Below are 11787 nucleotides of genomic sequence, written 5' to 3'. Positions count from 1 at the left end.
GAACATCAGTACTGGAGGGAAAATGAATAAAGTGGGGATCAGGAAAATCGTCGCCGCGGCCGGGGTCGCCGCGGTGACCGGGGGCATGCTGCTGGCGGGCGTGGGCACCGCGGCCGCCGACACCAAGGTGAAGCACCACTCGGTCAGCGGCGGGGAGGTCGGAACGAACCACGTCGCGAGGTTCACCACGACCTACAACGACGGCGTCGCGTGGAACGCCACGGTGTTCGTCGACTACGGCCGTAGCGGCGCGTGGACCGAGTGCTCGGACGGCAGCCACCACCATGGACCGTTGGTGGGACCGGGCACCTGGCTGTGGGGCGGCGATTGCCACGGCAACGGCACCATCGTCAACTACGGCTGGTACGACGGCTGACGATCGCCCGGACGGCGGCCCGCTCCTGATTTCCTGGGCGCGGGCCGCCGTGTCGGCTTGGCCGTCCATCGAGGCAACCCAGCGGCCGGGCGAGATTTCGGCTCGTCCGTGAGGTCGCCCTTTCCTTGCCATCGGACGACTGAAGCCCCGCCCCTCCCAAGGAGCGGGGCTTCTGCCCTGCGCAAGGAGACGATCGAGCCCGCTTCCGGCCAGGCGGACTTCGGTTCAGCCGATCGGGATCGACGTGCAGGCGTTACCGTTCTGGCCACCTACCTTGGTTAAGGAACCGTGGGCGCTCCTGTTCCAAAAGCTCACGCAGATCAGCGAACCGCTCGGAAAGCGCGCGTTGATCCTGAACGGGTGAGCCGACTCGCGGTCGGTCGGGCCGGTCTGCTTGGAAATCCCCGGCCGAAAAGCTCGAAGAACCCGAATTCCGCCGTCGTGTTGAGGTTCCGGAATCACGACTTCGGAGATGCTGTCGCCTTTGCCGTAGGTGTTGTTGCAGATCGTGGTCCCGGCGTAACAGGCGGTCTCCTCCCCGTGACACCATTCGTGTCCGCCGTGGCAGGCGTGGTCGGTCCCAGTACGGCCACCGCGGTGATCCCGGCCGCCACCCAGGCGCGAGCCCACACTCGGACTCCCCTGATTTCCCCTCGTCCGCGCCCGGCCGGTCCCGCCGTCCGTCGCACGCCCGGTCACGGCGGCGTTACCCGCCCCTTGAACCACCCGAAGGGAGTGACAAGTCACCACAGACGTCACTCGGACTCCGGGAGCCGCCACGACCCGATGGGGCGACGTTGTCCTGAGCCTCGCGTGACGGGTCGCTGATGATCTTCGGGTGCTTCGCCGAACAACCTTCCTGACGGTCGGCACGTCCACTGATCATGGACTTGAGGCTCGTATTCCGCCGAATGATCGTGCTGACGGGGACTCTCGGCGCCGTGTTGGCGGCCGTGGCCGTCCCGGCGTCGGCGGCTGACGACCAGGTGGTGACTCAGGTGAGTGAGGCCGATCGGGAAGCGGCGTTGGCTCATTGGACTCCCGAGCGGATGCGTCAGTGGGTGGGTGACGACGAACTGCCGCCCGCCGAGAGAATCGGCCGCGAATGGGAGGGACCGACACCCTCCGGGGTCGGACGGCTGTTCTTCACCGCGAAACCGGGCGTCGACGGATCATGCACGGCGACGGTGGTTCCCAGCGCCAGCAAGGATGTGGCGCTCACGGCGGGCCACTGTGTCAACGGCGGATTCGACCGCTACGACGAGCGGATCGAGATCGTCAACGTCGTGTTCGTTCCCGGTTACGACCACGGTGAGGTGCCGTATGGGGTGTTCGCGGCGCGGGCGTTCGCCTGGTCGGCGACCTATCCCGGTCCGTCCAGTGGAATCGACGACGACGCCGTGCTCGCCCTGGACCCGGTCGACGGCCGCCATGTCGCCGATGTCGCGGGCACGCAGGACGTCTCCTTCGAGGCGCCCCCGTCCCCTGTGGACGCGACCCTCCTCGGTTACCCGGTGTCGAAGGCGGCGGGCGGTGAGGCGTTGTTCTCCTGTGCCCGGCCCGCCGCACTCGACGTGAATTCGGTCAGCGTTTCGTGGAAGACCGACTGTGATCTCGCCGGCGGCTCCAGCGGCGGCCCGTGGCTGCGGAACTTCGATCCCGCCACGGGCAAGGGGACCATCTTCAGCGTCACGAGCCGGGGAACGATGAACGAGGACCTCGTGACCCTGGACTTGAGCGGCGCCGCGCTGAGCGAACCCGTCCGGAAGTTGCTCGAGAACGCCGGGAGCCTCTGACCCCGGTGGTGCCGAAATGCTTCCTTGGTGGTGAACGACCGATTCGTGCTGCGGGCGGGGTGGTCGATCGGTCAGCGACGTAGAGCCGCGTCCGCCACGTTCTGCATGGCATACCGCGGGCAGCCGGTCCACCGCCTGTCCGCGCCGTGGGTCCGCCGGATGTGGCAGGTCAGCGGATCTCATTGCCTGCCAAGCCGCTCGACTTCCGCCGAAGTGGACCCGGCGGAGCGGCAACCATCTGGGCTCCTGGGTCGATCGGCCGAGTTGCGGGGAGGTGAGCTGAGAGCACACTGGAATGCATGTCGATCCCTGCCGTCGAGACGGACCGCGATCCGGAACGCGTGGCGCGGCGGCCAGGGATGCCGAACGCACTTCACGGAGGTACCGCATGGCTACCGGCAAGATCCTGATCATCGTCACGAACGTGCGCGAGTACGAGACGGCGGGGATGCGGACCGGGCTGTGGCTCGGCGAGCTGACCCACTTCTACGACCACGCTCTGGACAACGGGTTCGAGCTGGAGATCGCCAGCCCGGCCGGCGGCTACGTCCCGATCGACCCGGAGAGTCTGGCACACGACGTGCTCGGCGAACTCGGCACCGACAGGCGCTACCAGGACCGCGAGTTCATGGACCTGCTGAAGAACACCGAGAAGGCCGGCGACGTGAACGTCGAAGACCACGACGCGATCTACTTCACCGGCGGCCACGGGGTGATGTTCGATTTCCGCGACAAGGAACTCGCCGCGTTGACGGCACGCTTCCACGACAGCGGCCGGATCGTCTCGGCGGTCTGCCACGGCCCGGCCGGGCTGCTGGACGTCATACTCGACAACGGTGATGCATTGATCAAGGGCAGGAACGTGACCGGCTTTTCCTGGGCGGAGGAGAAAGCCGCGCAGCGCGCCGACGCCGTTCCGTTCAGTCTGCAGGACGAGCTGATCGAGCGAGGTGCGAAGTACAGCATCGCCGACAAACCGTTCGACACCCACGTCGTCAACGACGGGCGGTTGATCACCGGTCAGAACCCGGGTAGTGCCCGCGCGGTCGGCGAGGCCGTCGTCGCCGCGCTGCAGGCCCGATGACCGATACCGGGAGTCCCGACCGAACACTTTGGGGTGATCGCTTCGCGCATGTCCGGCCGCGGGTACCGCGTGCTCCTGCTTTTACCCGCGATCATCGCGGTTCCGTAAGACGAAGCGTGCCGCGGCAGAGGTGGACGCCTGACGGTGGTCATCCGCCCCGGCAGAGCACGGTCTCGATCAGTGCGACAGCGTTCCGGCACAGCTGAGCCGACTTCACGTCTTGAAGTTGGGCACTTGGTCAGATTGCGGTTTCTTGTCGGTGACGACAGCGTGCACACTTCAGTTCAATGTATCCACTGTGGACTGACGTCGGTGTGAAGCCAGGGGTACGAGGGCGTCGGTACAGGGGCTGGCGAGTGGTGAAGACGGTCAGGGTCAACAGTGTCTTGGATGCCTACTGCATTCCGGCTTGGGCTGACCGCAGGCCTTCACGTATTTCGGCAGGGTGAGGTCGGGTTTCGTCGGCTGTGCCGGTGCGCCAGGTATGAAGGCCCCCTTCCTTGCGCCTAGCGCAAGGAAGGGGGCCTTCATGTACCCCAGGAAGAGAGACCACGGCGACGGCATGGCGGGCACTGGGATCGAGATGCTCCTTACGGACTGTTCAGGCCACGCCAGGCCCCTTCGGCGGTTTCGCGCCTGCCTCCGACTCCAGTACGCCAAGTTGCCTTCCTGCGCCAACGCCACACCGGTCGCATCCGTCACGCCCACGCCGTAGGGCATCTGGGGAAGGTTCGCCCTCAGTCGCGCCGCGTTTCACGATCAACTCAAGCTGCGTGGCATTGCGGCTGCGCCGATTTCACGTCACGGAGCTTTTCGTACACGGGGACGCTTTTCGGGCGTCATCGGCGGCCAATTACTCTTTCCTCGGGGAATTGGCTCCACCCCGCCTGTCGGATCCCCTGTCCGACGCGGACATCGTGCTCTTCGGCGGCGAGAGATACGAGGTTGTCGATTGTCTGCCCGAATCCCGGCAGGCATTCGCGGTGTGATCGGCTCATCCGGCTCCATGAATGCCATCCTGCATACCACACCATGACCGTTCAAGCTCACTTCGGCGAGTTTTTTCTCGCGTTCGGTATCGGCTGGTTCGCGTCGTCGGCGCCGACACCTTTGGAGCGGCGCGCGCAGCTGTCGATTGCGGCGACGGAGGCCGGGGGATCACGATGCGGTCACGGTATTGGGGCGCTGGTTACCGGCCCGGCGCGCTGCCATGACCGTCCTGGTGGTCCCTGAAACGTCCGACGCCGCCGCGGCCCCGGCGTTGAAGGCGAGGATCCCGTGCGATCGGATCACATTTCTGAATCGGTCGTGGAAATTGTCCCGCCGGTTGCTCGTGAACGTATTCGTCGGCACGGTGTCGGTTAATATCCGACGTGTCACTGCAGGTGATCGACCGGGTGTCCTTGGTGGCCGGAGGTCGGTCGTGAAGTGACGCGATTCGGGTGCGAGACGCGGAAAACTGCGACGTATGGTCCAATAAGATGGATCGTTCGGACCAAATACCCGGAAGTCGTATTCCTCGACGCGGCCGGTCGACTTAACCTTGCGTGATTCTTCACCTGAATCGTCACTGGGGAGCAAGATGAAGTCCACGCAGTTGTCGTCGCGCGCCCGAAAAACCTCGGAGCGACTGCTCGACGCCCGATGACACGACCCGGCTGCGTCAGCCGATTCGACGTGCACGCCCGGCAAACGCCCGACCGGATCGCGGTCTTCGAGCACGGCACCGGGCTCACCTACGGCCGGCTCGCCGGGCTCGCGGGCGGCCGCGCGCTGCGGTTGCGCGACGCCGGTGTCCGGCCGGGGGAACGGGTCGGGCTCGTCACCGGGCACGGCAGCGACGCGATCGCGGCGATCCTCGGCACTCTCGCCACGGGGTGCACTTACGTCCCGCTGGACCCGACCTTCCCCCGGGAGCGTCTCGAGTATCAGCTCGCGGCCGCGCGGGTGACCGCCGTGCTCACCGATCCGGAGTACATAGAGCTGGCGGAGTCCTTGTGCCGCACGGGATCCGCGCGGCTAGTGCGCTCGGGCACGGAGACCGCGCTACTCCCGGTGCCGGAGCCCGATCCGGACGGCCCGGCGTATGTGCTGTTCACCTCCGGGTCCACCGGCCGGCCGAAGGCCGTCGCCCAGACCCACCGCAATCTCCTGCACGTCGTCGACAACCAGGTCGCCGCGCTCGGCATCACCGCGGCCGACCGGCTCAGCCTGCTCGCGTCGTTCGGCTTCGACGCGGCGATCCCGGACCTTTACCCGGCATTGCTCACCGGCGCCGCGCTCGTGCCGGTCGACCTGCGCGCGCACGGCCTCGCCCACGCCGCACGCGAGCTGGCCCGGCACGAGGTGACCGTCTACCACTCGACACCCACGGTCTACCGGCACCTGCTCGACGTGCTCGGCGAGACCGGTCTCCCGTCCGTGCGGACCGTGCTGCTCGGTGGCGAGCAGGCTACCCACGCCGACGTCCGCCGCGGCCGGTTCGCGCCGGAGTGCGTGTTCGTCAACGGCTATGGCGCCACCGAGGTGACTTTCGCCGCGCACTACCGGACGACCGCCGCCGAGCTGGACCCGGACGCCGAGGGACCGCTGCCGATCGGGCGCGCGCTGCCCGGTTTCACGCTCACCGTGCTGGACAGCGGCGAGCTCGAAGTGCGCGGGCGGCACCTCGTCGACGGCTACCTCGACCAGCCGAGCCCGGCGTTCGGGACGACGGCGGGCGGCGACCGTCGTTACCGGACCGGCGACCTCGGCAGCCTGCTGCCGGACGGGAACCTCGTGTGTCTCGGCCGGCTCGATCGGCAGGTCAAGGTGCGCGGCTTCCGGGTGGAGCTGACCGAGATCGAGGCCCGGCTCGCCGAACAGCCCGGGGTGGCCGAAGCCCGCGCGATCGTGCGCGACGGCGACTTGCTCGCCTACGTGACCGCAGCCGGCCCGCGTCCGGACGGCCGGGTGCTGCGCGCCGCGCTGGCGGAGGCCCTGCCCAGCTATTCGGTACCCGCGGCCGTCGCGGTATCGGACGGTTTTCCGCTGACCGTCACCGGAAAACTCGACGAACTGGCGTTGCCGGACCCGCGGGCGGCAGCGGCCGTCCCAGCCGAGCGGCTGACCCCGGCCGAGGAACGCGTGCACTGGATCTGGTGCGCGGTGCTGGACCGTGACCGGGTCGGGCGCACCGAGGCGTTCTTCGACGCCGGCGGTGACTCGCTGCGGCTCGGCCGGGTGCAGGCGCGGCTGGCCGACGAGTTCGGGGTCGATGTCCCGCTGCTCGCCCTGTTCGAGCACACGACGATCGCCGAGCAGGCCGACTGGCTCACGGAGTCCACTTCGGACACTCCGGCGCCGGCCACCGCGGAGGAGCCCTCCGGGGATCTCATCGCCGTCGTCGGGCTGGCCTGCCGGTTCCCCGGCGCGCCGGACGCCGCCTCGTTCTGGTGGAACCTCTGCGCGGGCGTCGACTCGATCCACGACTACGGCGACGACGAGCTGGCGGCGCTGGGCATCGGGCCGGGCCTGCGTGCCGACCCGGCGTACGTGCGGGCGGGTGGCCGGATCGAAGGGGTCGAGGAGTTCGACGCCGGGTTCTTCGGGTTCACCGCCGACGAGGCCGCGCGGACCGATCCGCAGCATCGGCTGTTCCTCGAAACGGCGTGGCAGGCACTCGAAGACGCGGGACGGGATCCCGCCGCCGAGACCGGGCCGGTCGGAGTGTTCACGGCCACCTCGGTGAACCGCTACTTCCTGTTCCACCTGTTCGGCAACCCGGCGGTGACCGGCGACGTCGACCCGGACGACTGGGAGGGGCGGCTGCCCGGCCGTCAGCTCACCGATCACCTGCCCGGCCAGGTCGCCTACCGCCTGGGGTTGACGGGCCCGGCGGTCGCCGTGCAGAGCGCGTGCTCCAGCTCGCTCGCGGCGGTGGCGCTGGCCGCGCAAAACCTCGCGGACTACCGGTGCGACGTCGCGCTGGCGGGCGGGGCGAGTGTGACGTGGCCGCGGTACCGCGGCGGCGGGCTCGCCTCGCCGGACGGCCGGTGCCGCGCGTTCGACGTCGCCGCGGCGGGTGCCGGGTTCAGCTCGGGTGCTGGGGTGGTCGTGCTGCGGCGGCTGGCGGACGCACTCGCCGACCGCGACCACGTCTACGCCGTGCTGCCCGGCTGGGCGATCACGAACGACGGCCCCGACCGCGCGGGCTACGCCGTGCCGGGACCGGCCGGACAGGCTGCCGCGGTGGCCGAGGCCTTGGCCGTCGCGGAGGTCGCCCCGGACGAGGTCGCGCTGCTCGAAGCCCACGGCAGCGGCACCCCACTGGGTGACGCGATCGAGGTGGCCGCGCTCAATCGCGTCTACCGGGACACGCCGCCGGAGACGTGTGCGCTGGGCTCGGTGAAGACGAACATCGGGCACCTCGACGCGGCGGCAGGTATCGCCGGGCTGCTCAAGGCCGTGCTGGCCGTGCGGCACGGCGTCATCCCGCCGAGCCTGCACTTCACGGCCCCGCACCCGGAGATCGACTTGGCGGGCGGGCCCTGGTACGTCCCGGCGAAAGCCGCCGACTGGCCCGTCCGCGAGCGGCGGGTGGCCGGGGTCAGCTCGTTCGGCATGGGCGGCACGAACGTGCACGTGCTCGTGGCGGAGGCACCTGCCGTCCCACCTCGGCAGGCGGCGAGGGGGCCGTTCGTGCTGCCGGTGTCCGCGCGTGACGCGAAGGCGTTGCGCGAGGCGGTGTCCCGGCTGCGCGACCGGCTCGCCGCGGACGCGCCGGATCTCGGGGACGTGGCGTACACGCTTTCGGTCCGGCGGGCGTTCGCGTGCCGGGCCGCCGTGGTGGCGGACTCGGTCGCGTCGGCGGTCGCCGCGCTCGGCGCGCTGCTGGCGGACGGAACCGACGTCGAGGGCCCGGCAGGGGTGGAGCGGGACCTGGCCGACCACTGGGTCCGGGGTGGCGGGATCGAGTGGGCCGCCGGCGGTGAGCCGGGCCGAGTCCCCTTGCCGGGCTACCCGTTCCAGCGGCAGCGGTACTGGATCGACCCCCCGCCGCATCACCCATCCGACCAGGGGAGCCCTCGGTGACCGACACCTTGCCCGTCGCGGGCGGACATGGCCCGCCACTGTCCTATCCGGACACCACGCTCACCGCGCTGATCCTCGCCCAGGCCGCGCGCACCCCGGACGCCGTCGCCGTCCGGCAGGGTGACGCCCGGCTCACCTACCGTGAACTGGTCGCGTCGGCGACCGGCGTCGCCCGGTTGCTGCGGGCCCGGGGCGCGGGACCCGGCACCCGCGTCGGCGTTTGCGCCGACCGGCGGCCGGAGCTGATCTCGACCGTCGTGGGCGTGCTGCTGTCCGGGGCCGCCTACGTGCCGCTCGAACCCGGTGGCCCGAAGGCACGGCTGGCCGAAATCGCCGCGGACGCCGGGCTCTCCCTGGTCGTCGGTGATCGCGCGCGGGCCGAATTCGGTGCCACGGACGGCATCGAGGCCCTTGACGTGCCCCAGCCCGCAGACGGGTCTGGCGGGTCTGTCGAGTGCCCCGCCGGCCCGGACGACCTCGTCCATCTCCTCTACACCTCCGGGTCCACCGGACGGCCCAAGGGCGTGCTGACCAGTCACCGCAACGTGGTCGCGTTCGTCACCGGATTCCCCGCCGCCCTCGGGATCCGGCCCGGCACCCGGACGCTCGGCATCTCCTCGCTCGCCTTCGACGCCTTCACCATGGACGTGTTCGTTCCGCTGGCGCACGGCGGATCGGTCCAGCTCACCGGTTCCGCCGACCGGGCCGACCCCGAACGGCTGCGGCGGTTCCTCGTCGAGCACGACGTCGAGTGGGGCTTCGTCACGCCGACACTGCTGTCCATGGTGGATCCCGCGGCCGTTCCCGGCTGGCGCGTCATCGCCTGCGGTGGCGAGCCGGTGCCCGCGGAACTCGCCGCGCGCTGGCTGCCGGGCCGTCGGTTCTTCAACGCCTACGGCCCGACCGAGACCACCGTGGTGGTCGTCACCGACGAGGTCACCGGCATTCCCACCGACCCGCTGCCGCTCGGCCGACCGACGCCGAACCACCGGGCGTACGTCGTGGACGCCGAGCTGCGGCCGGTCGCGCCCGGCGAGCTCGGCGAGCTGCTGATCGGCGGTCCGGGTGTCGCGCTCGGCTACCTCGGCAGCCCGGAGCTGACCGCCGCGAAGTTCGTCGACGACCCGGCCACGCCCGGGGAACGGCTCTACCGCACCGGCGACCTGGCCCGCGAGCTGCCCGACGGCCGTCTCGAGTTCGCCGGTCGCGCCGACCGGCAGGTGAAGGTCCGCGGCCAGCGGATCGAGCTGGGCGAGGTGGAGTCCGCGCTCACGGCCCACCCGGACGTCGACGCCGCCGCCGTGGTGGCCGTGCACGGGCGGCCGGGTACCCGGTTGGTGGCCTTCCTCGCCCCAGCGTCCGCACCGTCCGATGTGGACGTACTCGGCCGGGACCGGCTCACCGCGGCGATGCGCCCGGCCGCGGTCCGGGTGCTCGACCGGCTGCCGGTCAACCCGGTCACCGGCAAGATCGACCGGCCCGCGCTGCGCGAGCTCGCCGAAGCGGCGCTGGCGGGACGACAAGACCTCGGCCCGCTCGGCACCCCGGCCGCACGCGCGGTCGCGGCCGTCTGGCGGCGAGTGCTCGGGGACGGCGCGGGGACGGACTTCCTCGCCTCGGGCGGGAACTCGATCGCCGCGATGCGCATGGTCGCGGCGCTGCGAGCGGAGCTGGCCTCGGACGTCGCCACCGAGGACGTCTTCGCCGGTGGCACCCTCGACGGGCTCATCCGGCGGGTCGCGGCCGCGGCGCCCTTGACCGGGCCGGGGGCGGTCACCGGGCACGCGCCCGCGCTGTCCCCGCCGCAGCGGCGGCTGTGGTTCCTCGACCAGCTCGCCCCGGACGCCGCGCCGTACAACATCGCGATGGCGTTCCGGCTGACCGGCGCGCTGGACGTCGACGCGGTGCGCCGCGCCTTGCGCGCGGTCGCCGAACGGCACGACGTGCTCCGCTGGCGGATCCGGGCCGTCGACGGCGTTCCGCTGGTGGATCGCCTGCCGCCGTCGGACGTCCCGCTGCCGGTGGCGCCGGTGACCGAGGACGGCCTGCGGGCGCGATTGGCCGCCGACGCCGCGACGCCGGTGCACCTCGACCGCGAAGCTCCCTGGCGTGTACGGCTCCACCGCCTCGGCGAGACGGAGCACGTACTCGGCTTCACGCTGCACCACGCGGTGTTCGACGGCTGGTCGCAGGAACTGCTTTGCGCCGACCTGTCGGCGGCCTATCGGGGCGAGCCGTTGCCGCCGCCGGTGGCGTCGTATGCGGACTACGCGGTGTGGCGGGCCGGACGCGACGAACGCCGGGAGGCCGTGGACGTCGCCTGGTGGACCGGACGGCTCGCCGGCGCACCGGCCACAGTGGACCTTCCGCGGGACCGGCCGCGCCCGGCCGTGCAGACCTATCGGGGCGCGAGCCTGCGTCGGTCCTTTCCGGACGGTGCCGCCGAGTCGGTCCGGGCGCTGGCCGCCCGCACCGGCACGACACGCGCCGGGGTGCTGCTCGCCGCGTTCGGTCAGCTGCTGCGGCGGCTCACCGGCGCGACCGACCACCTGGTCGCCACGGTCGTCGCGGACCGGCAACTCGCCGAGTGGCAGGAGGTCGCGGGGTTCTTCGTGGACATCGTGCCGGTGCGGCTGCGGGCCGACGACACCGCCGACTTCGCCACGCACGTGCGCGACGGTGGCGCGGAACTCCTCGCCGCGACCGCGCATCCGGCCGCGTCGATCGAGCGGCTCGTCGAGGCGCTCGGTGTGCCCCGTGATCCCGCGCACGCGCCGCTCGTGCAGGTGATGTTCAACGTCCTGAACTTCACCGAGCCGCGGCTGGACCTGCCCGGCGTGCGGTCGGCGTGGCTACCGGTCGACAAGCCGGGGTCGCCGTTCGACCTCACGGTGTACGTCCACGACGACGGCGTCGAACTGCTGTACAACCCGGATCTGTTCGACCACGCCCGGATGGCCGGGCTCGCCGAGGACTACGTCGCCCTGCTCGGCGCGCTGGCCGCGGCGCCGGACGAGCCGGTCGGGGCGAGGGTGCCGGAGCTGCCGAGGGCGGGCGTCCGCACCGCCGCGCCGAACGCGACGACCCGCGCCCGGGTACGGCCGCCGTCGGTGACCGCGGACCCGGCGGCGCTCGCCGTGACCGAGGCCGTGATCGCCCGCGCCTGGTGCGACGTCCTCGGTGTCGACGAAGTCGGGCACACCGACAACTTCTTCGACGTGGGCGGACATTCACTCGCCCTGGCCCGGGTGCACGCCCAGCTCACCGCCCGGCTCGCCCGCCGGATCCCGATGGTCGACCTGTTCAGCCATCCCACCGTCCGCGCCCTCGCCGCGCACCTGCACTCCGGCGGCGCCCCCGGCCCGGAGCTGGCCCGTGCCGCCGAACGCGTCGCGGCCCGCCGCGGCCGCACCCAGACCAGAAGACCCCGTCGCACCGCCGGCCCGGCCGGTCCCTGA

The 11787-nt window shown here is 71.1% G+C and carries 6 protein-coding genes; 5 read left to right on the top strand and 1 reads right to left on the bottom strand.

The features are described 5' to 3' along the window. Window positions 1-31 precede the first annotated feature (31 nt). The gene (locus P3102_RS22745) at window positions 32-376 is read left to right on the top strand and encodes a hypothetical protein (protein WP_276361579.1); all 345 of its coding nucleotides are present in this window, start codon (window positions 32-34) and stop codon (window positions 374-376) included. A 225-nt stretch (window positions 377-601) separates the two neighbouring features. On the opposite strand, the gene P3102_RS22740 is transcribed toward P3102_RS22745, so the two are convergent. Then, window positions 602-1006 (bottom strand): hypothetical protein, encoded by a 405-nt coding sequence (locus tag P3102_RS22740; protein WP_276361577.1) that lies wholly within the window; start codon window positions 1004-1006, stop codon window positions 602-604. Between the two features lie 281 nt (window positions 1007-1287). Between P3102_RS22740 and P3102_RS22735 the strand changes: the two genes are divergently transcribed. From P3102_RS22735 to P3102_RS22720, 4 genes are all read left to right on the top strand, one after another. Beyond that, window positions 1288-2172, top strand: coding sequence for a hypothetical protein (locus P3102_RS22735; protein WP_276361575.1), 885 nt, complete (start codon window positions 1288-1290; stop codon window positions 2170-2172). A 388-nt stretch (window positions 2173-2560) separates the two neighbouring features. After that, complete coding sequence (locus P3102_RS22730; protein ID WP_276361574.1) at window positions 2561-3256, top strand: type 1 glutamine amidotransferase domain-containing protein; 696 nt, start codon at window positions 2561-2563, stop codon at window positions 3254-3256. Between the two features lie 1644 nt (window positions 3257-4900). Continuing rightward, the gene (locus P3102_RS22725) at window positions 4901-8329 is read left to right on the top strand and encodes an AMP-binding protein (RefSeq protein WP_276361572.1); all 3429 of its coding nucleotides are present in this window, start codon (window positions 4901-4903) and stop codon (window positions 8327-8329) included. After that, window positions 8326-11787: an amino acid adenylation domain-containing protein gene (locus P3102_RS22720; protein ID WP_276361571.1), complete on the top strand. Its 3462-nt coding sequence runs from the start codon at window positions 8326-8328 to the stop codon at window positions 11785-11787. Before P3102_RS22725 ends, P3102_RS22720 begins: the two co-directional genes overlap by 4 nt.

This window comes from Amycolatopsis sp. QT-25, assembly GCF_029369745.1.
Lineage (GTDB): Bacteria > Actinomycetota > Actinomycetes > Mycobacteriales > Pseudonocardiaceae > Amycolatopsis.
Note: the sequence above shows the minus strand (reverse complement) of the source record. Positions and strands in the feature narration are given on the sequence as shown.

Bases quoted from the DNA above. Each gene is read 5' to 3' on its own strand.
- P3102_RS22725 (WP_276361572.1), top strand. From the start codon at position 4,901: ATGACACGACCCGGCTGCGTCAGCCGATTCGACGTGCACGCCCGGCAA.
- P3102_RS22730 (WP_276361574.1), top strand. From the start codon at position 2,561: ATGGCTACCGGCAAGATCCTGATCATCGTCACGAACGTGCGCGAGTAC.
- P3102_RS22735 (WP_276361575.1), top strand. From the start codon at position 1,288: ATGATCGTGCTGACGGGGACTCTCGGCGCCGTGTTGGCGGCCGTGGCC.